Raw genomic sequence first — 26,731 nt, 5'->3', positions numbered from 1 at the left:
ACTTGAGACTCAAATCTTGATACTATTATTATGAAATACACCTATTATGGCCAATCTTGTTTCTTACTAGAAGCAGCTGGCAAAAAATTATTATTCGACCCATTTATATCCTACAATCCACTAGCTAAAAATATAGACATTAAAGCTATTGAGGCTGATTATATCCTGGTAAGTCATGGTCATAGCGATCATGTAGCTGATCTGGTAAGCCTGGCGAAGCAAACCCAGGCAACCGTTATAGCGATGCCAGAAATTATTGATTGGATTTCTAAACAGGGTGTAGAAAAAGTGCATGGAATGAATTTTGGTAAATTTACTTTCGATTGGGGAACTGTACGCATGGTGCCAGCTACACATTCATCAGGTTTACCAGATGGAAGTTACGGCGGAAATCCTGCTGGTTTTGTACTTGAAGTTGATGGCAAACAGATTTACTTTGCTGGTGATACAGGTTTAACCATAGAAATGAAGGTTTTAGCTGATATTTACAACCTTGATTATGCCATTTTACCTATCGGTGGGAATTACACCATGGATGTTGATGATGCTTTGGTGGCAACGAAATATTTCGACTGCGACAAGGTAATCGGCGTTCATTACAATACCTTTCCGGTAATTGAAATTGATACAAAAGCTGCTTTAGATAAATTTGAGCGCGAAAACAAAACTTTATTGTTGCCAGAAATTGGTGAGACAATAAGTTTATAGCCTCGTGCGGATTAAAAATCCGCCGTTCGAACGGTCGTGATTGCAAATCACGACCAACGAGAGAACCGTAATCTCGACTGAAGTGCAACGGAATGGAGAAATCTATCTCGAGTAGATCTCTCCGCTACACTGCGTTCCGGTCGAGATGACGATTTTTTTTTGCAGAGTGCACGCTTAAGGAGTAATCCATGTGGCGTAAAAACAAAAAAGGGCCTCCGATTTTCATTGGAGACCCTTCAAATTATAAACCTGAACCTAATTCTTTTTAGCAGCGGCAGCTTTGTTTGCTTTGTAACGCATATCTGCTGTACCATCTTTTTTAGTTGGACCAGCAACTTTAGTTACTGCTTTTGCTTTATTTTCTTTAAAACGTTTATCTGGCGTACCATCTGCTTTTACTTTAGTAGCTGTAGTAGTGGTTTTAGTCTCTACTTTTTTAGCCTCTTGTTTTTCGCCTGCTTTAACAGGTGCAGTTGTTGTTTTTACTTCTTTTTTGGCAACAGTTTTAGCTTTAGTAGCTGTAGCTGGTGTTTGAGCAAATGCTGTTGTTAAACCAAATGCTGCGATTGCGATTAAACTTAATAACTTTTTCATAATTCTTTGATTTGTTTTTTAGTTGTTATGAAATTTCTTCGTTTCACTCAGAGGTTTCATAACTTTCGATTTTTTTTCTCGTTTATTTTGTTGATATAAAATTCATAAATCGATATGAAGTTTTAATGAAGATAATAACTATTTTTATTTTTTAATGCGCAGCCAGCCAGTTTTCACCCTCACCAATTTCTACAACAATCGGTACAGTTAATTTAATCGCATTGGCCATTTTATCCTGAATAATTGCTTTCATCACTTCTTTTTCAGACCTTAATACATCAAACACCAACTCATCATGCACTTGCATAGTCATTGTTGATTGCAAATTTTGTGCTTTCATCTCTTTGTGGATATTGATCATAGCAATCTTGATCATATCGGCAGCAGAGCCCTGTATAGGCGCGTTAATGGCATTTCGTTCAGCAAAACCCCTTACTGTTTGATTAGCCGAGTTAATGTCTCTCAAATAGCGTCTTCTACCCATTATAGTTTCTACAAATCCATTTTCGCGGGCAAAATTCATCGTATCGCTCATGTAACGTTTAATACCAGGATATTGCGCAAAGTATTGTTCAATAATTTCGGCAGCTTCTTTACGTGGAATACCCAAGTTCTGCGACAAACCAAAAGCCGATTGACCGTAAATAATACCAAAGTTAACTGCTTTTGCATTTCTGCGTTGCGTTCCATCTACTTCTTCAATGCTTACACCATACACTTTAGCAGCCGTTGCCGTGTGGATATCGATTCCTTTGTTAAAAGCATCAAGCATATTTTCTTCCTTGCTGATTTCGGCAATAATGCGCAGTTCAATCTGCGAATAATCGGCTGATAACAAAATGTGGTTTTCATCCCTTGCGATAAAGGCTTTACGCACTTCTCTTCCACGTTCAGTACGGATCGGGATGTTCTGTAAATTCGGGTTATTGGAGCTTAATCTTCCGGTTGCTGCAACGGCCTGATTGTAGGATGTATGTACCCTGCCAGTTTTGGGGTTAACCATTAGTGGCAATGCATCAACATAGGTTGATTTAAGTTTCTGTAACTGGCGGAAATCTAAAATATCCTTCACAATATCACTTTTACTCGCTAGCGCCATTAAAACATCTTCTCCGGTTTGGTACTGACCGGTTTTAGTTTTTTTAGCTTTCGGGTCGAGCTGAAGTTTATCAAATAAAACCTCTCCCAGTTGTTTCGGCGAAGCCAGGTTGAATTTAATTCCAGCTTTGTCGTACACATTCTGTTCGAACTTTATAATTTCTGTTTCAAGCTCTTTAGAATAGGCCTGTAAAGTTTCGATATCAATTCGAACGCCTTCCTTTTCTATATCTGCCAATACATAAACCAAAGGATTTTCAATTTCTTCGGCGAGTTTGGCTGCATTTAACTCTTTTAATTTTGGTTCAAAGATGTGTGCTAACTGCAGAGTTACATCGGCATCTTCAGCTGCATAATCTACAACATCAATTACCGGAACATCACGCATGGTGCCCTGGTTTTTACCTTTTGCACCGATCAGTTTAGTAATTGAGATTGGTGAATAACCAAGATAATTCTCTGATAATACATCCATCCCATGTCGGGTATCGGGATCGATCAAATAATGCGCAAGCATGGTATCGAAAAGTTTGCCTTTTACTTCTACGCCATACCATTTTAAAACCAGGATATCGTATTTGGTATTCTGACCGATTTTCTCAATGGCTTCATTTTCCAATATCACCCTAAAATCATCAACAATTAATTGCGCTTCTTCCCTTTCTGCAGGCACTGGGATATAATAACCTGTTCCAGGTTTAATAGAGAATGACAAACCTACTAAATCGGCCATGTTGGCATCAGTACCAGTAGTTTCAGTATCAAAGGAGATTCGCTTTTCGGCAAGTAACAATTTGATCAGATCAGCACGCTGCTCTGCCGAGTCAACCAACTGGTAATCATGTTCAGTATTTTCAATGGTCTTAGCTGGTAATTTTTCTGCCGGCTCTTCTTCCAGCGTATTGGTATATTGTATGGTTTCTCCCGATTGATTGCCGAATAAATCTGTTTGCGTACCCTCCTGAAAGCGCGCTGTGGTTACCGAAAATTCATCACCAAATACCCTGCGTCCTAAAGTCCTGAATTCTAATTCGGTAAATAATGGTTCTAATAAATCACGGCTCGGATCACAGAGTTCTAAACTGGCCTCATCCAATTCAACGGGAACATCCAAGAGAATTGTCGCTAGTTTTTTAGACATTAATCCCTGTTCTGCAAAGTTTTCTACGTTTTCCCGTTGTTTTCCTTTTAGCTCGTGGGAGTTTGCAATAATGTTCTCCATAGAGCCATATTGTTTGATCAGGGCTTTTGCGGTTTTTTCGCCGATGCCCGGAATACCTGGGATATTATCTACAGCATCGCCCCATAAGCCCAGGATATCGATCACCTGTAATACATTTTCGATCTCCCATTTAGCCAATACTTCTTTTACACCCAATATTTCCATATCATTACCCATACGGGCAGGTTTGTAAATAAAAATATTTTCAGAAACCAGTTGTGCAAAATCCTTATCAGGGGTCATACAGTAAACCTGATAGCCTTTTTGTTCGGCTTTTTTGGCCAGTGTACCAATAATATCATCTGCCTCGTAACCATCAGAAGTAATTACGGGGATATTGAAACCAGTAATCAATTTAATTACATAAGGCATTGCTGCTGCCAGATCTTCAGGCATGGCCTGGCGGTGTGCTTTATACGCTTCGAAAGAGGTATGCCTTTCAGTTGGGGCTTCAGTATCAAAAACCACTGCAATGTGTGTCGGTTTTTCTTTCTTCAAAACATCTAATAAGGTATTGGTAAAGCCCATTACTGCCGATGTATTGATACCTGTTGAGGTAAAACGCGGATTTTTACTTAATGCAAAATGCGCCCTGTACATTAGCGCCATACCGTCGAGGAGAAAGAGTTTTTTATTCATGTGATTACACTGATTTTATGATTACACCGACAAATAGATTTATCGGATGATAAAAGTAACCAAAGTTAAAGGTTTAGAAAAGATAAACTCCCAATTTAAGAGAAAAAGACCGTTAATAATAATAGGATAAAATTAAAGAAGCCATGTAATAACATTGAATAGCCTAAGCCATATTTGATGCGTATAAAACCAAGCGATATACCTGTAAATATTTGGGAGATGACAAATAGAATGAAAGTGGGATCGCTTAGTGTTAAACCTTTAATATTGCCCAAGTGTGTTAAACCAAATATGATAGCAGCATAATAAAAGAGATAGCCAAAAGATTTCTGTTGAAAAACCAGTCTTTTGCGAATGTCTAATCTTTTAAAATATCCATGAACAATTAATGCCACAAAAAGAAAAAAGATATAAACAGGCCACGTAAGAAAAATGCTCTTTATAAAGTAATTTGATATCAGGCCCAAAGTAAAACACGCAAAATATATTGAAAGATATTTCTTTCTCAGGTGCCATCTAAATAAAAACTCTTCTAATACCGGAACAAAAATACAGACCAAAAGAAAGGTCACAGTTAACCCGTACTTTTCCAGGATATCGATTTCCTGAACATATTCTTTAATAACTTTAAAATGCACCAGAATATAATAAATACCCATTATAATACCTGCAAATATTAAATCGAGTAGGAGCAACCATAAGAGATCTCTCCAAAGAGATTTATTATCTTTACTGAGTTTTAGAAGTTTTGGCTTTTTTAAGAAATCCCAAAATGCAGAGAGCGTTTCAATCATTACTGTTTTTGGATATTATTTTTAAATAATTTACGTTGTATCCCGATATTGCTAACTTATGAAGATTTTCAACCTTTTTATTTTATTTTTTTCAATAGCGTTCACCACTTATGCACAGGATTTTATCGTTAAAAATAACGACGATGTAATCCGCGGAACGATAAAAGGAACCGATTATTTTTCGGTGTTTATTAGCGCCAATGATGAGGCTGATGTGATTTTGCCTGCAAAGGATGTGAAAAATTTCTTCTGGAATGGTGATAGTTTTGTGAGCAAGGGATTTGCAAATGGGCGCAATTTCGAATATCGTTTTGTTAAAGTAATCGAAATGGGAACTGTTAACCTTTATTCCTTTGGCGGAGGCACCCTGGTTCCTCAGGTGAAAGAGAAAAAGGTAAAATTCAGGCCTTCAATTGGTATTGGAACAGGCACTGGTGGTTATGGTGGCATGGGTATGGGCGGAGGCATCAGCATCGGCGGCGGACGTAATGCAGCACCTGAAAGACCTGCAGGCGCACCTGTTGTGCGCTACTTTATTGAAAAACCTGGCGCCGGACCTTTACAGGAAGTACCCATGAAAGCGATAACCGAGGACAGCAAAAAGATTGAGGTGAAGAATATTCTGTTGCAGAAAATGGGAGACCAACCTGCCTTAAAAGCTAAGGTAGAAGCCGGAACCGATTTTAATAGCAGAGAGGTAATTGAATGGGTTAAGGAATATAACGCGACAAAGAAATAAAGCCAGGATTTAATAGATTTTAAGATTGCAGGATCGTCTAAATAATATCTTCATGCTTTAGCTTTACATATATGGCTAAACTGATAAGCTTATCATTTTTAATTTCACAGTTCTCCATTGTTTTGTAATAGTCAAAGTCAAGTTTTTGCAGCACTTTTCTGCTATTTTCATTTTCAGTTTCAACCATAGCCTCGATTTTTCTTAAGCCTAATTTCTCAAAGGCATAATTACAAATGGGATTTGCTACTTCTTTAATGATGCCTTTTCCCCAATGTTCGGGCAACAGCCAAAAACCGATTTCAGCCTTTTGATCCGTTTTACTTAAATCATTAAGTCCAATGGCACCTAAGCAAACAAGGCTTTCTTGATCACAAATTGCCCACCAAATACCTGTTTCATTTTTTTGAAGCTCATTGAACCAGATCAATTGTTCATTGGTTTCCTCCAGGCTTGCATAGCACACACCATAATAGCGGATCACATCCGGATGGGATAATCCTTCAAAAACAAATGCTAAATCTTCAGAACAAAATTGCCTCAATAAAAATCTATCCGTGTGTATTGTAGCTGAAGCAAACATTATCTGGCGCAGCAGTTTAACAAGTGGTCGTTCACCATGCCAGTTGCCTGCATATGCGCATAACAGATGGTGGTGCCAAAAAATTTGAACCCACGTTTTTTCATGTCTTTGCTGATCTGATCAGAAAGTTCTGTTCGTGGCGGAACATCACTCATTTTTTCGATGTGATTTTGGATTGGTTTATCGCCCTGACCAAAACTCCACATGTATTTAGAGAAACTGCCAAATTCTTTCTGAATCCCGATAAATAATTTAGCGTTGGTAATGGCACCGTTAACTTTTAAACGGTTACGAATAATGCCTTCGTCATTCATTAACCTTTCTACATCTTTTTCAGTAAAGGCAGCTACTTTGTTAACCTCAAAATTGGCAAAGGCTTTACGGTAGTTTTCCCGTCTTCGAAGGATAGTAATCCAGCTTAAACCTGCCTGCGCACCTTCAAGGATCAGGAATTCAAATAAAATTTTATCATCGTAGACGGGCTTTCCCCATTCTTCATCGTGGTATTTGATGTAAAGTGGATCGGAAGTGGCCCAGGTGCAGCGTACTATTGAGTCCTTAGTCTTGAGTCCAGAGTCTTGAGTCATATTATGCGAATTTTGCTGGATGGCTAATCATAAAATTTAATAGTTTGCTTATTTCTTCACATTGAGCATCCAAGTAATTGAATTTTTCTTCAGAGATATAATTACGGGCGAGCGCTACATCTAACCAAACTTGCGTTTCACCATTTTCCATATCTGCATCTGATAGTTTGCTAATAAAATGATTAGGGTATCTCCTCTTTTTGTACGCTTCACCAATACTGCTACATACAGATCTTGAAGATCTACGCATCTGATCTACCAGGCTGTACTGCTCTGATTTAGGGAAATCTTTCGTTAAATTAAAGATGTCCATCAAAAGAGCAAATCCTTTTTTATAAGCGATTAATTCTCTAAACTTTCCCATGTTTTTTTTAAACTAATATAATAATTTGGGAAGAGAAAGAGACTATAGACTTAGGACTTAAGACTCTGTACTAGAACTTAACTCATCCCAATACTCCACCGCTCTCCTATAATGCGGGATTACAATGCTTCCACCTACAAGGTTAGCGATCATGAAAATCTCATTCATTTCGTCGCTATTTACACCCGCGTCGAAACATTTGCCCAAATGGTATTTAATGCAGTCATCACAGCGCAAAACCATTGAGGCTACCAGGCCCAACATTTCTTTTGTTTTAACATCCAGGGCACCGTCAGCATAGGAAGTGGTATCTAAAGCGAAAAAACGTTTGATGTTTGTATTCGCCGTTTCCATGATCCTATCGTTCATTTTTTCACGATAACCATTAAATTCTTCTACTAACTTTCCCATGTATAATAATTATTGAATGAATGATTTTTTGAATGAGAGCATGAGGTTCATATTAATTTACTTAGTCAAGGTCGATTTCTTCCAGCGGGTTCCAGAAAACCTTTTTAAAGTTAAGCACCTTATCATTTTTAACTTCAACGCCTTCCTTTCTTAACAACTCTTCCATTAGCTCAGGAGGTTTAAAATGAAACTTTCCGGTTAGCAGGCCACTACTGTTTACTACCCTATGTGCGGGCACTTGAGGATGGGCTGTTCCGGCATAAAGCATGGCATGCCCGACCATTCTTGATGATTTTGCTGCACCCAAACTTTTCGCGGTAGCTCCATAAGAAGTAACCCTTCCCTTCGGAATTAAACGGGCAATCTCATAAACCTGTTCGTAAAAGTTGGTATCCATTATTCAAAAGAAAATTGAATATAATTAATATTCTTATCGTGTAACAAGTATTTTTTCTCGTAATAGGTTTTGATCGACAATACTTCATCAACCAGATCTGAAGTATATAAATGATCGGTATTTTTTTGTACAGGTAAACTTAATTCTGCAACCTTTTCGCAGGTGTAAGCATACAGTTGGTCGTTATCTGTTTTCAGATTAACATGACCACCTGGTTTTAAAACAAGTTTATACCGGTTTAAGAATGCGGGGAAAGTTAAACGTTTTTTCTCACGGCTATCCTGTGGTTGCGGATCAGGAAAGGTAATCCAGATCTCATCAATTTCTCCTTCGTTAAAGTAATCCAACAAATTTTCAATCTGTATCCTTAAAAAAGCCACATTATCGATCCCGTCTTCAATAGCTGTTTTGGCCCCGCGCCAAATGCGGTTACCTTTATAATCAATGCCGATGAAATTCTTATCCGGAAACAACCTTGCCAGATTTACCGAATATTCTCCTTTTCCACATGCCAATTCGAGCACAATGGGATTCGCATTTTTAAAATGTGCTGAAGCCCAGTTTCCCTTTAAAGCTTTTCCTTGTTCTAATTGATATACGTTTGCAAATGTTTCGATTTCTGCAAAACGCCTAAGTTTATCTTTACCCAAAAGTTTTTTTTCTGCAAAAATACAATTAAATCAATAATCGAAGTTTCTTTTGCCAGAAAGATTAACGGCAATCTTATTTAGGAATCGTATTTTTGCAGCTTATAAAAATTACCGTGAAAAAAAACGCTAAAATATATGTTGCAGGTCATCGTGGTATGGTGGGTTCGGCCATTTACCGTAAACTGCAAAAAGAAGGTTACGAAAATATCATCACCAAAACTTCAGCCGAACTTGACCTGCGCAACCAACAGGCAGTCACTGATTTCTTTGCGAGTGAAAAGCCAGATTATGTGTTTCTTGCTGCAGCAAAGGTTGGTGGCATTGTAGCCAATAATACATACAGGGCCGATTTTCTCTACGAAAATTTAGCCATACAAAATAACGTGATCCATAATGCTTATGTAACCGGCGTTAAGAAACTAATGTTCCTGGGGTCGAGCTGTATTTACCCTAAAATGGCTCCACAACCATTAAAAGAAGATTATCTTTTAACCGGAACTTTAGAACACACCAACGAACCTTATGCCATTGCAAAAATTGCAGGGATCAAAATGTGCGATGCTTACCGCGATCAGTATGGATGCAATTTCATCTCAGTGATGCCCACAAATTTATATGGTTTTAATGATAACTATCATCCTCAAAATTCGCATGTTTTACCAGCTCTGATCCGTAAGGTACACGAGGCAAAAGCGAACAACGAAAAGGAAATTGTTGTTTGGGGGTCCGGATCGCCTATGCGCGAATTTTTGTTTGCAGACGACCTGGCAGATGCCTGTTATTTCCTGATGCAAAACTATAACGAACCGCACCTGATTAACGTGGGAACCGGACAAGATTTAACCATTAAAGACCTCGCTTTATTAATCAAAGATGTATTGGGCTTTGAAGGCGAATTGGTATTCGATGCCACTAAGCCGGATGGAACACCACGCAAGTTGATGGACGTAAGCAAACTCCATAACCTGGGCTGGAAACATAAAATTGAGCTTAAAGAAGGTATTGCCCTGGCTTATCAGGATTTCGAAAGCAGATATTAAGAAATGACTGGATAAGAGAAGGGTTGAATGACAGAATGTTTTAATCCACTCCATTCAATCAATCACGAATTTTTCTCATGCATTAATTTTATATAGTTAAAACTTATATCTTTGATAAAATAAATAAATTTCAACTATATGACTTTAGTTCAACTAGAATATATCGTTGCTGTAGATACTTACAGAAGTTTTGTTACCGCTGCTGATAAATGTTTTGTAACGCAACCTACTTTAAGTATGCAGGTGCAAAAACTGGAAGAATTAATTAGTGTTAAAATTTTCGATAGGAGCAAACAACCCGTAAGTCCGACCGAAATCGGCGCCCAGATTATTGCTCAAGCCAGGATTATTTTACAGGAAAGTGGAAAAATAAAAGAACTGATCAGCAGTCAGCAGCAGGATGTTTTAGGAGAATTAAGAATAGGCGTAATCCCAACTGTTGCACCTTACCTGCTTCCCGAAGTGATTTCGGCCATGTTAGATAAGTATCCTGAATTAAAACTTTTAATCTGGGAATATACCACCGAAGATATTATTCATCACCTAAAAACAGGAGTACTCGATTGTGGTATTTTAGCCACCCCACTTACCGACCCAAACATTACTGAAATCCCATTATATTACGAAAACTTTGTAAGCTACATCAGCAAAAACAGCAAACTCTATAGAAAGAAGGCCGTAGATGCTGAAGATCTGAACGAAGAAAACATCTGGCTCTTAAACGAAGGCCATTGCATGCGTAATCAGGTATTAAACATTTGCCGCTCCACAAAAAACAACAGGTTACAAGGGTTGGAGTATAATACAGGTAGTGTAGAAACCCTGGTGCGTATGGTTGATTTAAATGGAGGGGCAACACTATTGCCCGAGCTAGCTATAACAGAATTAAATGCAAAGCAGATCAACAAGGTTCGTCATTTTAAATCGCCTGAACCTGTACGTGAGATCAGTCTGGTAACACATAAAAACTTCATTAAAAAACGGATGCTTAATGCTTTAAAAGATGAGATTTTAGAAATTATCCCAAAAGCAATGAAGCAAAAAAAGAAAAAGGATGTTGTTGGGATTTAGGCTTTCTTGCGAAGTTTAAATGGGCAGTGCGCAGGAAAAACTTGCAAGTTTAACCTACGCGATCGTCATGCTGAATTCATTTCAGCATCTTTTCCGCTGCATAGACCCTGAAATAAATTACCTTCTGTGAGCTCGCTTAAGGCTCGGTTTACTTCCTAGCTTTTCGCTTTGCTACAGGTCAGGGTGACGACTATTGATTAAATATGGCCTAAGATGATCTCTGGCATTTGTTAATGATTTAATCGATTACCAAAGCTAGTTTAAAAAAAACACTACTGATTTTGTTTTTCTATCGGAGGAGCAGATAACAATCCTTTTATATCACTCTCTACTTCTTCTTCCTCGCCTTTTTTCTTTTTCTTGTTTTTAGCTTTTAAGCCTTTGCCGCTTAAACGTTCTTCAATCACTTTATCATACTCCGCCTGCTGCTCTGGTCTTAAAACATTGCGGATATTCTTCGAGGTTTCATTCTGTAATTTATAGAATTTATCCACATCCTCTTCGCGCGAATTGCCTGCCTGCTGTCTTTTAATTAAATCTGCTTGTTCTTTTGCCTGGTTAAAAGTAAAACTGTAGATAACGCTTTTTTGAGTGCCATTTAGTTTTAACCTTTTGTCAAGATCCTCTACATTCTTTTGTGCAATTTCTGAAGGAGTAGGCACTTTATTTTGCTGCGCACTTACCAATCCATTTACACCAATCACAATTAAGAATAAAATTACAAGCCTTTTCATTTCGAATATTTTATATCTGCGAAGTTACTTAATTATCTTAAAACAAGGAAGTCCCGATTTGCACCGGGACCTCTTTTAAATTTATGGAAGATTTAGCTTACAAAGCTTTTTTGTAAAGTTCAGCAACTGCATCCCAGTTCACTACATTCCAAATTGCCGCTAAATAATCAGGGCGTTTGTTTTGGTATTTTAAGTAATATGCATGTTCCCAAACATCAATACCTAAAATTGGTGTACCTTTTACCTCAGCAACATCCATTAAAGGATTGTCTTGGTTTGGAGTAGAAGAAACCTGAAGTTTTTTATCAGCACCTACCGATAACCAGGCCCAACCAGAACCGAAACGGGTAGCACCAGCTTCTTGTAATTTAGTTTTAAGATCAGCAAAAGAACCAAAAGTTTCATTAATTGCTTTAGCTAAATCGCCAGTTGGCTCACCACCTTTATTTGGGCCTAAAATGTTCCAGAATAAAGAGTGATTATAATGACCACCACCATTGTTTCTAACAGCAGCAGGGAATTTTGAAATGTGTTTTACAATTTCCTCGATGCTAGAGCTTGCTTCAGGTTTACCTTCTAACGCTTTGTTTAAGTTGGTAACGTAAGCCTGATGGTGTTTATCATGGTGGATCTCCATGGTAGTTTTATCAATATGCGGTTCTAATGCATCGGTTGCGTAATGTAACGCAGGTAATTCAAAAGCCATAATGTTTATGTTTTAAGATTTAAAAATGTTTCTTGTAGCAAATATAACATTAGAACGTTAAGATTTGTTCATGTTATTATCATCAAATCGTTTTCTGGGTTAATGTTGTAATGTTGAAGGTTTTAATATTGGAAGGTTTTAGAAAAAATCACGATCATCCCGCTTTGCGATCAGGATGCATGAGAAGGGCGATTGTATCGCCATTTATACCGTAAACGCATTACAAATGCAGATCTTACTAAGAGGCTGTCTCATAAAACTGTAGTTTAATTGATTTGTCACGTTGAGCCTCCCGATGAATCGGGACAGGTCGTTGAAACGCCTTGCAAGACATTTAAACAGATCCTTCAACAAGCTACCATCGACGTTATTTTGTAAGTTTTTATTAATCAGCACTTTAACTATTTTTGCATTTCCATCCAGTTAAGCCATAGCACAGTATCCCCGTTCTACTTAAATCCGGCCTAACAAATTTTTCGGACTGCACTGCCTAAGCCAAACTACTAGCTTCGAAAGAAAAATTTTCAGCCGGCAGTTTTTGTTTCTTTTTGATGCCAAAAAGAAAGAGCCCTTCGGCGGCGGCGAGCCGAGGCAAGACTGCGTCTTAGGACAAGAGAAAACAGTTCTACGTCACTAATATTGATTTTTATGCAATAAAGTAACCCTCAGAATGACAATTCTACATTTATGAGACAGCCTCCTATTAGGCAATGAACTACATTACCATGGACCATCAACTCAATCTACCTCTTCTTCGCAAAAAAAACCTTCATTAACGCTCCGCATTCCTCTGCCATTACGCCACCTTTTAACACGGTTTTAGGATGGAGCAGATTTGCATTTTTGGAGATGAATCCTCTTTTTTCTTCTCGGGCACCATACACAATGCGGCCAATCTGCGTCCAGTAACTTGCACCAGCGCACATTACACAAGGCTCGATAGTTACATATAAGGTACAATCCCTTAAATATTTCCCTCCGATAGTTTGTGCCGCTGAGGTAAAGGCCTGCATTTCTGCATGTGCAGTTACATCGTTAAAGCGTTCGGTTAAATTATAGCCCCGGCCAATAATCCTGTTTTTACTTACCACTATAGCGCCTATCGGAATTTCATCATCAGCTAAAGCTTTTTTTGCTTCTTCCAGAGCCAGTTTCATATAATGAATGTCTTCTTCCTCCGGATCGGTATTTTCGAAATTGTAAAAACTCATGTGGCAAATATAGAGTAATAATGGCCAAAAAGACTTCCGAAGTTTTGGTGGCCATGGGAGTGGTAAACTTCTGAAGTCTAAGCTGAAAATTTGCTTTTGTTTTGGAGCGCAATTGCTTGCTAATCGGTTACTTCAAGTCCTGCTTTCCATTTCAAGTCCGCACTTGTGCCTCGTTTGCGGGCTTTCCACTACAATCAGGGCTATTTAGCGAGGCCTGTGCTTAATAAGAGAACTTCGCGGTATAAATAGATACTCTATTTTCCCACAGATTGCCGCAGATAAACATCGCAGATTTATATTATTAAAATGATCTGTGTTTCTTATCCTTTTAAATCTGCGGGAAATGCCTCAAAGTTTACATGGCCAAGGCTCAGGCAAACATCGGAAGTCGGCTAAACCAGCTTACTTCCATTAGGAACCTTACTTTGCACCGTAGTTAATACGATATCGCCGTTTTCATCAGCAAAACCGGTAACTAAAAATTCTGACATGAATTTGCCGATCTGTTTTTTCGGAAAGTTAACCACCGCAACAATTTGTTTTCCAGGTAATTCTTCCAATGTATAATGTTTGGTAATCTGTGCACTACTCATTTTAATACCAAATTCGCCAAAATCTACTTTTACTTTATATGCTGGTCTTCGGGCTTCAGGAAATTCGAAGGCTTCTAAAATGGTTCCTACCCTTAATTCTACTTTTTCGAAATCGCTCCATGTAATCTGTTCCATAAACAATCAAATGTATTAATGGTAAAAATATAAATTATTAAATAATTCGCCATTAGCTTCAAAATAAAGGTTAATTCAATTCAAAAGATTGCATTTAATTCAAACGATTTTATAAAAAATTTGCGTTTTATATTTTTCCAACTATCTTTATGCAACCGTTTGCATAACCAAATATTAAAATTAGATGAAAGCATGTATTTATTAGGAATTGATTTAGGTACCTCATCCATAAAAGTTGCCATTGTTGACGCAACTACACAAAGAAACATAGCTACCGCTCAATATCCGGAGGAGGAAACAGCCATCAAATCTTTACAGTCTGGCTGGGCAGAACAGTCACCTGATGATTGGTGGCAAAATGTTCAACAGGCTATACTTAAATTAAATTCGACAGGTCTTTTTGATCCAAAAGAAATTAAATCCATTGGTATTGCATACCAAATGCACGGATTGGTTGTTGTAGATAAAAACCAGCAGGTGCTCCGAGATAGTATTATTTGGTGCGACAGCAGAGCAGTTGAACTGGGCAATGGCGCTTTTGAGGCTATTGGGCACGAAAAATCCTTGAAACATTTATTAAACTCTCCCGGAAACTTTACGGCATCAAAACTAGCCTGGGTAAAAGCAAATGAACCAGACATCTATAACCGCATTGATAAGATAATGCTCCCTGGCGATTTTATCGCCATGAAATTAACGGGAGAAATTACGACAAGTATTTCGGCACTATCTGAAGGCATTTTCTGGGATTTTGAAAACCACGAAATTTCTAAAGATGTAATGGAGTATTATGGCATTTCAGGTAACCTCATCCCAACCGTAAAACCCTTATTCTCCGAACATGGTTATTTAAAAGCCGATATTGCCCATTCTTTGAACTTACCAACAGGTATTCCCGTTGCCTATAAATCTGGCGATCAGCCGAACAATGCGCTTTCTCTAAATGTATTAAAACCTGGGGAGGTTGCGGCCACAGCCGGAACATCTGGGGTAATTTACGGCGTAAGCGACGGGCTTACTTACGATAAACAATCGAGAGTGAATACTTTTGCGCATGTAACCTATTCAGAAGAAAAAAAGCACACAGGGGTTTTACTTTGTATTAATGGTACCGGCAGCATGTACCGATGGGCAAAGCATAATTTCGCGCCACAGTCTAGTTATGCCGACCTGAATATCCTGGCGTCGAAAGCGCCAATAGGTAGTAATGGTTTAAAAGTACTTCCTTTCGGTAACGGCGCAGAACGAATGTTAAACAACCAATATACAGGCGCAGAGTTATTGGGCATAGATTTAAACCTCCACAATCAATCAGATATCTTCAGGGCGATACAGGAAGGGATTGCCTTCTCTTTCCGTTATGGATTGGATATCATGCGGGAAAATGGCATGCAGCCTAAAGTCATCCGGGCCGGAAGAGCCAATCTGTTTTTAAGTGATGTATTTGCACAAACTTTTGTAGATGTTACTGGCATTCCGGTAGAACTTTACGAAAACGACGGCAGTGTAGGCGCAGCCTTAGGTGCAGGTATAGGCGCTAGAATTTTTAAAAGTGCAGAAGAAGCTTTTAGCAACCACGAAGTAATTAAAACTTTAATGCCACAACATTCAGCTGAATATGAAGCAATCTATCAGGATTGGAAAAAAATATTAGAAAAACAATTAGCAATTAGTTAATGGTTCACAGCTATCAACTATGAACCAACAACCACGAATCAAAAAACAAAAAATATGACAAAAGTAGTAACAGGAGCAACTGAATTTTTCAAAGGCATTGACCAGATCAAGTTTGAAGGTCTGGAAAGCGATAATCCATTAGCATTTAGATGGTACGACGCCAACAAAGTAGTAGCAGGCAAAACCATGAATGAGCATTTTAAGTTTGCTTGTGCTTACTGGCATTCATTCAACGGTAATGGTGCCGATCCGTTTGGAGGAGCAACGCATATTTTCCCTTGGGATGAAAAGAAAGATGCTGTAGAAAGGGCAAAAGATAAAATGGATGCGGCCTTTGAATTTATCACCAAAATGCAGATCCCTTATTATTGCTTCCATGATGTAGATGTGGTAGATTATGGCGACGATATCGCCGAAAACGAACGCAGATTACAGGCCCTTGTTGAATATGCAAAGCAAAAACAAGCAGATAGCGGTGTAAAACTATTGTGGGGAACAGCCAATTTATTTAGCCATAAGCGTTACATGAATGGTGCATCTACCAATCCTGATTTTCATGTGCTGGCACACGGAGCTGCCCAGGTTAAAGCAGCTTTAGATGCAACTATTGCTCTTGGTGGCGAAAATTATGTTTTCTGGGGAGGAAGAGAAGGCTATATGAGCTTATTGAATACCAACATGAAACGTGAGCAGGAGCACCTGGCTAAATTTTTACACGCGGCTAAAGACTATGCACGCAAACAGGGCTTCAAAGGAACATTCTTTATTGAACCGAAACCATGTGAGCCTTCTAAACACCAATATGATTACGACGCGGCAACAGTAAAAGGCTTTTTACAACAATATGATCTGTTGGCTGACTTTAAATTAAATTTAGAAGTAAACCATGCAACACTGGCAGGTCATACTTTCCAACATGAATTACAGGTTGCGGTAGATAATGGACTATTAGGTTCTATTGATGCAAACCGTGGCGATTATCAAAATGGCTGGGATACCGATCAGTTCCCGAACGATATTAACGAACTAACCGAAACCATGTTAATCATTTTAGAAGGTGGTGGCTTACAGGGTGGAGGTGTAAACTTCGACGCGAAAATCCGCCGTAACTCTACTGATCAGAAAGACTTATTCTATGCGCATGTAGGAGGAATGGATATTTTCGCAAGAGCATTAGTTACTGCAGATGCCATTCTTCAAAAATCTGATTACAAAAAAGTAAGGGCCGACCGCTATGCTTCATTTGATAGTGGAAAGGGTGCCGAATTTGAACAGGGCAAATTAAGTTTAGAAGATTTAAGGAATTACGCTGCAGAAAATGGCGAACCAGAGGTACGCAGCGGAAAGCAGGAATATCTTGAAAACCTAATTAACAGGTATATTTAAATTCATCTTTATATATGTATTCTCCGTGGTCTGTGGTCTTCACAGATCACGGATGATATTATAATTTTTGCAAAATTAAAAATTTCTCAACGCCTTTATTGAGCAGGCATTCCATTGCACTGCAAATTGAAATGACGATATACATAGCTCACCGTAGCTCAACAAACTTGAATTTTAGGAAGGTCAAATTAATAAACGTCATTTTAACATTTTTTAATTTAAAAAAAGCGGAGATTAATTTATGATTTTACTACATTTAGATTTCTAAACCAAATAAATTAAATGAAAGTCACAGATTACATTATTTTTCTAGCCTACTTTGCCATTGTAGCAATTTATGGTTTCTGGATTTACCATCGTAAAAAACAAAAGCAGATGAGCAGCAAGGATTATTTTCTTGCAGAAGGTTCACTTACCTGGTGGGCAATTGGCACATCTTTAATTGCCTCGAACATTAGTGCCGAGCAATTTGTAGCCATGAGCGGCGATGGATTTAAAATGGGATTAGCCATTTCTACTTACGAATGGATGGCTGCTGCAACATTGGTAATTGTTGCTACATTTTTTATTCCCGTATATCTTAAAAATAAGATCTACACCATGCCCCAATTCCTAAGTCAACGTTACAATGGTACTGTAGCCATGATTATGGCTGTGTTCTGGTTGTTATTGTATGTTGTAGTAAACTTAACCTCAATCTTATATCTGGGTGCTTTAGCTGTAAGCAGTATTTCGGGTATTGGCTTTTGGTATTGTATGATGGGATTAGCCATTTTTTCGGTAATTATAGCATTAGGTGGTATGAAAGTAATTGGTTACACGGATGTAATCCAGGTAGCTTTTTTAATTTTCGGCGGTTTAGCAACTACTTATTTAGCACTTAATTTAGTAAGTGATCATTTTGGTGGCCACGGTGTATTAGATGGTTTAGCGTTCTTAAGAGAAAAAGCACCAGACCACTTCCACATGATCTTTAAGAAAGACAGTGCGAATTATGCTTCATTACCTGGCATGACGGTATTGCTTGGTGGGATGTGGATTGTAAACTTAAACTATTGGGGCTGTAACCAGTACATCACGCAACGTGCTTTGGGTGCTGATCTGAAAACAGCCAGAGCAGGTATTTTATTTGCCGCATTTTTAAAACTACTAATGCCACTAATTGTGGTGTTGCCAGGTATTGCAGTATATATGTTATACCAGGAAAAAACAGGTATTGATGTAAATTCAATGATGCCTGGCGGAGAACTTCGCCCAGATAGAGCTTACCCTACTTTATTGAGTATTTTACCAACAGGGTTAAAAGGTTTATCTTTTGCCGCTTTAACTGCAGCAATTGTTGCCTCATTAGCTGGTAAAATTAATAGTATCTCTACTATTTTTACTTTAGATATTTTTAAGAAACACATTAATAAGGAAGCCAGTGAGAAAAAACTGGTAAGTACCGGACGCGTAGTTGTAATTATTGCAATGGCTATTGCAATCGCTATTTCTCCTTTCTTAGGTATCGATAAAAAAGGTGGTTTCGAATTTATTCAGGAGTATACAGGTTTTGTAAGTCCTGGTATTTTTGCCATGTTTATATTGGGCTTCTTCTGGAAAAAAACCACTTCAAATGCAGCATTATTTGCTACTATAGGTGGCTTTGGTTTATCGGTATTGTTGAAATTCTTACCAGGAATGATGGATTTGTCTTTCCTTCACGATTTTGGATTCTCGGTAGCCAATGCAGATGGAATCTACGAAATACCTTTCTTAGATAGAATGGGTATTGTATTTGTAGTCTGTATTGTAGTGATGTTTGCCATCAGTATGTTCGAAAATAGCAAAGGCGATAAATCTAATGGTTTAGAAGTAGATTCGAGCATGTTCAAAGTTCATCCTTCGTTTGCCGTTGGATCGATACTTGTGTTCGGAATTTTAATTGCACTTTACTCGACTTTCTGGTAAAATGAAAATCAAGAATATGCAAAAGGCTCGCAATGAAAGTTGCGAGCTTTTTTTTGTTCGTCTATTTGCGCTGGTTGTCATCAACAACTATCTTTACCACAATCTATTTCAGTGAGGTGAACACATATATAGGTTATAACTGCCTATAGATTTAAAAAGAGTTCTGACTTGTTTGGAGGCATTGAGCTTAAATTCAATTTTGTTCGTTAATCCATATAGGCACTGTGACTTAAACTGTAAGACAGGATAGCCCTCGTCAACCAGTTTAGCACTTCTTATTACATTCGGTTACACCAATATCATTAAGTGTTAAGAGATAAATTGCAAAAAGATGCCCCCCTGAGGGATAATTGATTTCTTTTGCCATACACTACAGTCTTGCCTCGGCTCGCCGCCGCCGAAGGGCTCTTTCTTTTTGGCATTAAAAAGAAACAAAAAATGCCGGCTGAAAATTTTTCTTTTGAAGGCAGTTGTCGGGCCTGAATAGTGCATCCCGAAAAATTTATTAGGCCGGATTAAGTAGAACGGGGATACCGTGCTATGGCTTAGCTGGATGGAAGTGCTAAGTAATTAAAGCGCTGATTAATAATAATTTGCAAAAACAGCATCAATGGTAGTGGAGTCGAGGGGCATTTATTTTCGATTTATCAATCTCAAGAAGTTTTCGACCACGCTCAAACTGACGACCATGGTGCATAACTTAATGTATTGGCTTACACACCAACCGACAGATAAAATTCCGCTTCAAGAAACGATTATAATTAGACCAGTAAATTTGTCTTAGGGCACCAGGAAATAAATGAATTACTGTGCGCAAGGCCCATCAGGAATTTCTTTACTGATTTTAAGCACTTTCATTACCACTAAAGTAGAATCAAAATCACTGGAAACTATACCGGTATCAGATTTCGCAAAATAACCTTCCAACTCTACGTATACCGGCTCGTATGGTTTTTCGAAGCCTAAATTACTATAAGAAAGCTCTAAATTTTTTACACTGTCTTTAACCCAATATTCGCGCCCATCTTCACATAAAGTAAAGGATTTAACTTCAGGGCCAAAACTATACAAGCCTTTAACAGTTTTCAGATTACTTTTTTCTCCTTCGGCTTTATCGTTCCTACAAGCTGTAACGGCTACGCCAAGGAGCACAACGAGTACAATTGCTTGCTTAAATAACTTCATTTTATATAGTTTGATTAATTTGATCAATCTTTTTAACACTTAAATTGGATGACAAAGCAGATGCCAAAAATGAGAAGATACCTACCGTAACAAAAACTAAAACAAAATCTTTCCATTTTAGCGCAATCGGGTAAGAACTTACCAGTGTTTTGTTTACTTCATCGCCCATTTTAATTAAACCATAGGTATGCTGAAAATAGTAAAATATGATACCAATAATTAAACCCAATACGCAGCCAGACATGGTGATCATCATGCCTTCAAATAAAAATATACGTTTGATTAAATTCTTTCCTGCGCCTAAACTGCTCAGAATGGCAACATCCTTTACCTTATCGATTACTAACATGGTTAACGACCCTATGATATTAAATATAGCAATAATCAGGATAAAAGTAAGAATAATATATACTGCCCATTTTTCGGTATTTAATATGTGGTAAAGTGATTTATTTTGTTCAGCCTGATTTCTGACTTCATAATCTTTACCCGCCTTTTCGATTATTTCCTTTTTAAAATCGTCTACGTCGACACCCGGCTGGAGATTGATCTCAATAGCAGACACATTTTGGTCTTCTCCGAGCAGTTCGCGGGCAAAATTGAGTGGAACAATAATACCATTGTCGAAATCTTGCTGCACCTCAAAAACGCCGCTCACCCGGATGTTTTTTACCACAAAATCGTCGGCCGGATTTATCGTATTTGCTGCGATATCTTTCTTTGGCGAATAAATTTCCAACTCTGTAAATGGGTCAACAGTATTCACTGCCAGATAACTTTGTAAAGCAGAACCAATTACCGCATTATCGCCGCTTCTATTGTGTAATATAAAATGGCCTTCTTTAATGGTACTATCTAATTTTGTATTCTTCAAATAGTCTGAACTTACGCCCTTAACCATTCCAACAGCCTGTTTGTTGTTGTATTTTAGTAAAGCATTCTCTTGCAGCACCTCAGTAAAAGCAGCAACATCTTTATTTTTTTTAAGCTGATTAAAATAGCTTGTGTTAGGATCAAAAGTTTTCCCCTTAGCCGGTGTAATGGCAATTTGTGGGGTAATGGTATCGAACATATTCAAAACCACTGTTTCTAAACCGTTAAATACCGATAGGATAATAATCAAAGCAGCGCTACCAACCATTACACCTACCATCGATATGCCCGATATCAGGTTAATGGCATTGGTTGATTTCTTGGCAAAAAGATACCTTTTGGCAATATAAAACGATGTATTCACGGTGGCAAAGATAGGTAAAATGTAAGAGGGCTTTGATGTAAGATGTAAAATGTAAGATGGAATACCACCATCATCCCTTTTACATCATCCATCTTCCATCAAAAAAACGGATTGTTTTGCTTTTCAAAACCAATGCTGGTAGCTGGTCCATGGCCAGGATAAACTTTGGTTTCATCAGGTAATACAAAAAGTTTATCGGAAATGTTTTGTATTAATTGCTGATGGTTGCCTCCCGGAAGATCGGTACGGCCAATACTGCCATAAAAAAGCACATCACCACCAATTAATATATCATCAGCAGCACTGTAAAAACAAAGATGTGCAGGAGAATGCCCGGGAGCAAAAATTAAAGTCAATTTGCTATTGCCAAAAGAAATCGTTCCTGTTTCTGGCAAAAAGGTATCTGGCAAAGGAGATACTTCATATCGGGTAAAACCCATTGATGGCGCATAACCGGGAACGGCATTTAAAATCGGTAGTTCCCCTTCATGAAACTGTGGTTTTAATCCATAGGTATCGAACACAAATTTATTGCCGAAAACATGATCGAGATGACAATGTGTATTGAGCAATAAAACAGGTTTTAAGCCTTCGTGTTTGATGAAAGCGGCCAATTCATTCTGCTCAAAACCCTCGTACATACCCGGATCGATAATGACACATTCTTTGGTTTCATCGTAAAGCACATAGGTATTTTCACTATAAGCGTTAAAGGTGAAGGTTTTTATTGTAATCATAAATTTTAGAAAAAACCTGCTTTCAAAGGCAGGATAACAAATAATAAATTAATTTTTCCACCTAAAAGTAGAAATCAGCGTATCGATATCCTTTTTAATAAATTTAACAACAGGTTCGATGGAATCGTATTGTGGGCGTTCATTAAAATATAAAGCTCCTCTAAAATAATGCCTGGCACTATCGGTTAAAAAAAACTGGACGGATGAAGCCGTATTTCCTTCAATGGCGTAATAAATACCATAAACTTTGTGATCAGGAAAATTAATAATTTTTTGATCAATTGCGCTTGCTTTTATCGTATGTTTAAAGGCAAGTTTTCGTGCGTCTTCTACCATTTCGTCATATTCGACTTTACCTGAAACATCGTAATAGGTTAAATGCAAAAAGCCATTAAACTGTTTAAAGTGTAAATTGTACCAGTTTTTTTGGGCATCACGGCTTTGATCCTGCTCTACCGCAGCATATGTCGGGTATTTGAATGTAAAGGGAACAGGTTTGGTAAATGTGATGTAGTCCTTTTTAGGAAAAATAATCCTGAAATAAGCTTTTGGCTTCGGACTATAATCATGGTTCTGGCAAGCTGTTATAAATAAAAGCAGTACAAATGGAACACAGATCAGTTGTTTAAGTTTCATAGCATTTTATCGAAGATTGTTTCCCCGAAAAGTCGGGGCAGGTTGTCGTTCCTGCTGCAAAACGGTAAGTTAAATTATTTATTCCAGATTGCCCAGGCTTTTTCTGCTTGTTTGTACAGCATTTCCAAACCGTTTTTAATTGCCGCGCCACTTTCGGCAGCTTTAGCCAAAAATGCAGTCTCCAGTGGATTATACACTAAATCGTAAGCTAAATACTCAGACCCAAGCAAACTGTAATCAATTTCTGGAAAGGTATCTACATTTGGCGACATTCCGAGTGGGGTGGTATTGATCAATAACTGGTGTGAGGCTAAAATCTCTGCTGTAATTTCTGAATATAGAATAGCACCATGAACAGCTGTCCGGACCACCACCTGATATTGGATATTTAACTTTTCTAAAACATATTTTACAGCTTTAGCCGCGCCACCATCGCCAAAAACAAGTGCTTTTGTGTGTTGCGGCTTTAACAATGGCTTTAGCGATTCTTCAAAGCCATACGCATCGGTATTATAGCCTTTTAAATAGGTTGCACCTTCAAAGGTTTTGATTGAAATACAATTTACAGCACCAATTTTTTCTGCAGCTTCATCTACTTCGTTTAAATAACAAAGTACATTAACTTTATGCGGAATCGTAACGTTAAGACCACAAAGTGATGGATTTCCATCTAGCAGATCGGGCAGTGATTTAATATCGGCAATAGGGAAAAGCTCGTATTGATGATCGGCTATGCCCTCATTTTGAAATTTTTCTGTAAAATATTTTTTCGAGAAAGAATGAGAAAGCGGGTACCCGATTAAGCCGTATGTTTTCATATTGATATAACAAGTAAACCTTACAGGTTTTTGAAACCTGTAAGGTTTATTTAACTATGCGCCTCGCAATGACGAATTTTAACTTTTATTTTACCTGGTTCAGGAAAAAGTCGAAAGTGTCTCCACGTAATCCTAAACGAATGGTTTCTAAAGGAATTACTTCCGCCGGGGCAATATTACCAAGGTTTACGTTGCTACCAATTAATTTAATAAACCAAACCTGCTGTTCTTTTTGAGGGGCTTCCCAAATAATGGTTTCTTCAGGAATCTGGGTTAAAATTTCATCAACCAATCCTTCCCTAACTTCGCCGCTTCCACGGTAAATACCTACATTACCACCTTCGCGGGCTTCAGCAATTACTTTCCAGGAACCTGCCTCAATTTCAGCGTTCATTAATTTAATCCACTTATATGGCGCAAATATCTTAGCAGCATCTTTACTGCCAACTTCAGAAATCACAGTTACCTGTTTAGACAGTTCGCGGATAAACTCACATTTTTTATCGTGCTCAATTTCGATAGAACCATCAGAAACTTCTGCGTATTCCATCCCGTATTGATCTAAAACACGTTGATAATCTGAAAACTGGTTACGGATAATAAAGGCTTCAAATAATGTTCCACCGAAATAGGTAGGAATGCCTGCACTTTTATATAAAGCTAATTTTTCTTTAAGCTTCGGTGTTACGTGTGATGTTGCCCAACCTAATTTTACGATGTCTGTATGTACGCCGGCAACTTCAATAAAATCTTCAACCTGGCGCAGGCTTAATCCCTTATCCATAACCATTGTTAAGCCTTTTTGGCGTGGTTTAGCTGGACGTTCGGGAACGTTTAATAATGGATAATTCATATGCGTACAAAAGTGAAAAAAATTTTGAGATTTATTTGTTAAATTTTTCCCACAAGGTCATTACCTTATATATCTGTTTATAACGGTCAAAATGGCACTATTATCCTGCAATTGCGGTAAATATTCAAATAGAATATAGTGTTTTTCCGGGTCGGTTGTTAAAGCCGTTTCCAAATATCCAAGTGCATCGCTATAATTCCCCTGGGCAAAAAGATAGGCTACCATTCGGTAATACAGTTCTGCTGCTTCCGGATTATTCTTAATCGCCTCTGCCATTGTTTCCGATGCTTCCAGTAATTTTCCCTGCTCGTAAAGCACAGTACTAAAATCTAACCAGGCTTCAATATCCAAAGGATTATACTCCAATACCTTTTCGTACGCTTCGATCGATTCATCAATCTGGCCTAATTTATAATAAGCATCGGCCATGGCAAACCAGAAATCAGGGTTCTCGGCCTCTAAATCAATCGCCTTTTTATAAAAGTGCAACGATTCGAAATAACGTTCTTCAAAGTTCAGCGTAACACCGATCCCAAACCAGGCATCTGCCATTTTAGGATCCATTTTTACCGATTTTTTATAGTAAGAACGGGCTTCGTCCATTTTTTCCAGTTTCTCGCAACATTCGCCAATAGCACAATAAGTATCGGCATTAGGCGGTTCATATTCGAAAGTCTGTTTATAAACCTCTATCGCCTCATCGTATTTATCCAGCTGTACAAGCGCATTTCCTTTGTTAAAATAAGCTGAACTGAAATCTTCTTTGATTAATATTGCATAATCATAAGCGTCAATCGCTTTTTCAAAAAGGTTCAACTTGTGGAAACTATTGCCCAAATTATACCAGGCGGCATAAGAATACGGATCAGTATCGATATATTGCTGGTAAAACTTAATACTTTCTTCTTGTTTATCTAGTACATCATAACAGAAAGCCAACTCATATAAACCATCCTGATTCTCCATATTCTGCTCTAAACTAAGCTTAATATAGGTAATGGCGCTTTCATAATCGCTCATGCTCTGGTAAACATAAGCCATCTGTAATAAAATCTCATCCGTACTCTCGGCCAGTCCCAAAGCTTTTTCATAATTTTCCAAAGCCTCGTCAAAACGTTCGGTATTTTGGAAAATATTACCGCGAAGCAAATAAATATCTGGTTCAGACGGTTCTAAAAGCTCAGCCTTTTGTAAGGCAATAAAAGCATTTTCGTTGTTATTGGTTAAGATGTAAAGATGAGCCTGTTTAATTAAAAATACTGTTGCATAGGGGTGTTGACTGATTGCAAAATCAACTACCTGCAAAGCTTTGACCGGATCATTTTTCTCAATGTAGAAATCTACAATGTATTCGAAAGCCCCTGCATCGAAGAAATACTGATCCTGGTTCCGGAGCATCTCTTCGTAACGTTCAACCGAGCGTTGTGCATCTTCGTTGGATTCAAAAAAGAATTCTTCTTCCATATATTATACTATTAAAGAACCGTGCCAATTAGCAGAAAAACACATGATAAGTTTACCAATTTTAATTATCCGTTTTTAAAATAATTATTAACATAAACCCCTTAAAACAGCGTAAATAGCTGACTATAAAGCGTATTAACTGTGATTAAGATATGTGGATAATCGATAGATTTTTTGCAACATCGCGGTTCCTTTCCCTTCTTTTACAAAAATACTATAAATTTATGGCATATACGTAATGAAGAAGTCAGGAAAGGATTAGTCATTTTTTTCCTGTTTTTACTTTATTTTACTACAAACACATTTGCACAAAGATTGGCAGATTGTTTATATTATTGATACAACGAGAAAAGAGGGGTGCAACTAATGGTTGTTTAGGACTCAAAGATTTTATTGCAGGTCAGGCTATCATAGAATTCGTCATTGCGAGGAGGTACGACGAAGCAATCTTACTACTATGGGTTATAGCGATCGTTGTAAGATTGCTTCGTCGGCTGAAAAAGCCTCCTCGCAAT

At 37.9% G+C, this 26,731-nt stretch carries 27 protein-coding genes; 7 read left to right on the top strand and 20 right to left on the bottom strand.

All coding sequences use genetic code 11. From position 1 onward, the window contains the following. Positions 1-30 precede the first annotated feature (30 nt). Complete coding sequence (locus KYH19_RS21800) at positions 31-708, top strand: metal-dependent hydrolase (RefSeq protein ID WP_219076763.1); 678 nt, start codon at positions 31-33, stop codon at positions 706-708. Positions 709-963: 255 nt separating this feature from the next. Here the strand turns inward: KYH19_RS21800 and KYH19_RS21795 are convergent, their stop codons facing one another. From KYH19_RS21795 to KYH19_RS21785, 3 genes are all read right to left on the bottom strand, one after another. Further along, positions 964-1,302: a hypothetical protein gene (locus KYH19_RS21795; protein ID WP_219076762.1), complete on the bottom strand. Its 339-nt coding sequence runs from the start codon at positions 1,300-1,302 to the stop codon at positions 964-966. A gap of 151 nt (positions 1,303-1,453) precedes the next feature. Then, the gene (polA, locus tag KYH19_RS21790) at positions 1,454-4,261 is read right to left on the bottom strand and encodes a DNA polymerase I (protein WP_219076761.1); all 2,808 of its coding nucleotides are present in this window, start codon (positions 4,259-4,261) and stop codon (positions 1,454-1,456) included. A gap of 95 nt (positions 4,262-4,356) precedes the next feature. Further along, entirely contained in the window at positions 4,357-5,055 is a 699-nt protein-coding gene (locus tag KYH19_RS21785; protein WP_132395482.1) for a type II CAAX prenyl endopeptidase Rce1 family protein, read from the bottom strand. 58 nt (positions 5,056-5,113) lie between these two features. Here KYH19_RS21785 and KYH19_RS21780 point away from each other — a divergent pair, with 58 nt between their 5' ends. Then, positions 5,114-5,794, top strand: coding sequence for a hypothetical protein (locus KYH19_RS21780; RefSeq protein ID WP_121285838.1), 681 nt, complete (start codon positions 5,114-5,116; stop codon positions 5,792-5,794). A gap of 37 nt (positions 5,795-5,831) precedes the next feature. Here the strand turns inward: KYH19_RS21780 and KYH19_RS21775 are convergent, their stop codons facing one another. The 6 genes from KYH19_RS21775 to trmB form a co-directional block, all read right to left on the bottom strand. After that, positions 5,832-6,374: a GNAT family N-acetyltransferase gene (locus KYH19_RS21775; RefSeq protein ID WP_219076760.1), complete on the bottom strand. Its 543-nt coding sequence runs from the start codon at positions 6,372-6,374 to the stop codon at positions 5,832-5,834. Then, positions 6,374-6,961 carry a DNA-3-methyladenine glycosylase I gene (locus KYH19_RS21770; RefSeq protein WP_219076759.1) on the bottom strand — a complete coding sequence of 196 codons (588 nt, stop codon included), beginning with the start codon at positions 6,959-6,961 and terminating at the stop codon, positions 6,374-6,376. Before KYH19_RS21770 ends, KYH19_RS21775 begins: the two co-directional genes overlap by 1 nt. 1 nt (position 6,962) lies before the next feature. Further along, on the bottom strand, positions 6,963-7,325 hold the full coding sequence (locus tag KYH19_RS21765; protein WP_219076758.1) for a four helix bundle protein: 363 nt from the start codon (positions 7,323-7,325) through the stop codon (positions 6,963-6,965). A gap of 57 nt (positions 7,326-7,382) precedes the next feature. Beyond that, entirely contained in the window at positions 7,383-7,736 is a 354-nt protein-coding gene (locus KYH19_RS21760; RefSeq protein ID WP_219076756.1) for a carboxymuconolactone decarboxylase family protein, read from the bottom strand. 61 nt (positions 7,737-7,797) lie between these two features. Beyond that, on the bottom strand, positions 7,798-8,133 hold the full coding sequence (locus KYH19_RS21755; protein WP_219076754.1) for an MGMT family protein: 336 nt from the start codon (positions 8,131-8,133) through the stop codon (positions 7,798-7,800). Beyond that, on the bottom strand, positions 8,133-8,783 hold the full coding sequence (gene trmB, locus KYH19_RS21750; protein ID WP_219076752.1) for a tRNA (guanosine(46)-N7)-methyltransferase TrmB: 651 nt from the start codon (positions 8,781-8,783) through the stop codon (positions 8,133-8,135). Before trmB ends, KYH19_RS21755 begins: the two co-directional genes overlap by 1 nt. Positions 8,784-8,896: 113 nt before the next feature. Here trmB and KYH19_RS21745 point away from each other — a divergent pair, with 113 nt between their 5' ends. Both KYH19_RS21745 and KYH19_RS21740 read left to right on the top strand, forming a co-directional pair. Beyond that, positions 8,897-9,823 (top strand): GDP-L-fucose synthase, encoded by a 927-nt coding sequence (locus KYH19_RS21745; protein WP_219076750.1) that lies wholly within the window; start codon positions 8,897-8,899, stop codon positions 9,821-9,823. Positions 9,824-9,961: 138 nt separating this feature from the next. Continuing rightward, the gene (locus KYH19_RS21740; RefSeq protein WP_121285817.1) at positions 9,962-10,894 is read left to right on the top strand and encodes a hydrogen peroxide-inducible genes activator; all 933 of its coding nucleotides are present in this window, start codon (positions 9,962-9,964) and stop codon (positions 10,892-10,894) included. Positions 10,895-11,166: 272 nt separating this feature from the next. On the opposite strand, the gene KYH19_RS21735 is transcribed toward KYH19_RS21740, so the two are convergent. The 4 genes from KYH19_RS21735 to KYH19_RS21720 all read right to left on the bottom strand — a co-directional run bounded on the left by KYH19_RS21735 (position 11,167) and on the right by KYH19_RS21720 (position 14,273). Continuing rightward, positions 11,167-11,628 (bottom strand): hypothetical protein, encoded by a 462-nt coding sequence (locus KYH19_RS21735; protein WP_132395490.1) that lies wholly within the window; start codon positions 11,626-11,628, stop codon positions 11,167-11,169. A gap of 97 nt (positions 11,629-11,725) precedes the next feature. Further along, positions 11,726-12,334, bottom strand: a complete 609-nt coding sequence (locus KYH19_RS21730) for a superoxide dismutase (protein ID WP_219076749.1) — start codon at positions 12,332-12,334, stop codon at positions 11,726-11,728. 743 nt (positions 12,335-13,077) lie between these two features. Further along, on the bottom strand, positions 13,078-13,545 hold the full coding sequence (locus KYH19_RS21725) for a nucleoside deaminase (protein WP_219076747.1): 468 nt from the start codon (positions 13,543-13,545) through the stop codon (positions 13,078-13,080). A 392-nt stretch (positions 13,546-13,937) separates the two neighbouring features. Next, positions 13,938-14,273: a tRNA-binding protein gene (locus tag KYH19_RS21720; RefSeq protein WP_219076745.1), complete on the bottom strand. Its 336-nt coding sequence runs from the start codon at positions 14,271-14,273 to the stop codon at positions 13,938-13,940. A gap of 192 nt (positions 14,274-14,465) precedes the next feature. On the opposite strand from KYH19_RS21720, the gene KYH19_RS21715 reads away from it, so the two are divergent. From KYH19_RS21715 to KYH19_RS21705, 3 genes are all read left to right on the top strand, one after another. Further along, positions 14,466-15,950, top strand: coding sequence for a xylulokinase (locus tag KYH19_RS21715; protein ID WP_219076743.1), 1,485 nt, complete (start codon positions 14,466-14,468; stop codon positions 15,948-15,950). 54 nt (positions 15,951-16,004) lie between these two features. Next, entirely contained in the window at positions 16,005-17,336 is a 1,332-nt protein-coding gene (gene xylA, locus KYH19_RS21710) for a xylose isomerase (protein WP_219076741.1), read from the top strand. A gap of 282 nt (positions 17,337-17,618) precedes the next feature. Then, positions 17,619-19,286: a sodium/sugar symporter gene (locus KYH19_RS21705; RefSeq protein ID WP_132395496.1), complete on the top strand. Its 1,668-nt coding sequence runs from the start codon at positions 17,619-17,621 to the stop codon at positions 19,284-19,286. Between the two features lie 804 nt (positions 19,287-20,090). Here the strand turns inward: KYH19_RS21705 and KYH19_RS21700 are convergent. From KYH19_RS21700 to KYH19_RS21670, 7 genes are all read right to left on the bottom strand, one after another. Further along, positions 20,091-20,471 (bottom strand): hypothetical protein, encoded by a 381-nt coding sequence (locus tag KYH19_RS21700; protein WP_121285797.1) that lies wholly within the window; start codon positions 20,469-20,471, stop codon positions 20,091-20,093. Between the two features lies 1 nt (position 20,472). After that, a complete protein-coding gene (locus KYH19_RS21695) occupies positions 20,473-21,708 on the bottom strand; it encodes an ABC transporter permease (protein WP_219076739.1) in 1,236 nt (411 codons plus the stop codon). Between the two features lie 98 nt (positions 21,709-21,806). Next, entirely contained in the window at positions 21,807-22,445 is a 639-nt protein-coding gene (locus KYH19_RS21690) for an MBL fold metallo-hydrolase (RefSeq protein ID WP_219076737.1), read from the bottom strand. Between the two features lie 48 nt (positions 22,446-22,493). Then, a complete protein-coding gene (locus KYH19_RS21685; RefSeq protein ID WP_132395499.1) occupies positions 22,494-23,081 on the bottom strand; it encodes a gliding motility lipoprotein GldD in 588 nt (195 codons plus the stop codon). Between the two features lie 74 nt (positions 23,082-23,155). Next, on the bottom strand, positions 23,156-23,899 hold the full coding sequence (locus tag KYH19_RS21680) for a shikimate dehydrogenase (protein ID WP_219076735.1): 744 nt from the start codon (positions 23,897-23,899) through the stop codon (positions 23,156-23,158). Between the two features lie 85 nt (positions 23,900-23,984). After that, positions 23,985-24,752 (bottom strand): phosphosulfolactate synthase, encoded by a 768-nt coding sequence (locus KYH19_RS21675; protein ID WP_132395501.1) that lies wholly within the window; start codon positions 24,750-24,752, stop codon positions 23,985-23,987. Between the two features lie 60 nt (positions 24,753-24,812). Beyond that, on the bottom strand, positions 24,813-26,216 hold the full coding sequence (locus KYH19_RS21670) for a tetratricopeptide repeat protein (RefSeq protein ID WP_121285785.1): 1,404 nt from the start codon (positions 26,214-26,216) through the stop codon (positions 24,813-24,815). Positions 26,217-26,731: the final 515 nt, after the last annotated feature.

Source organism: Pedobacter sp. D749 (assembly GCF_019317285.1).
Taxonomy (GTDB): Bacteria; Bacteroidota; Bacteroidia; order Sphingobacteriales; family Sphingobacteriaceae; genus Pedobacter.
Note: the sequence above shows the minus strand (reverse complement) of the source record. Positions and strands in the feature narration are given on the sequence as shown.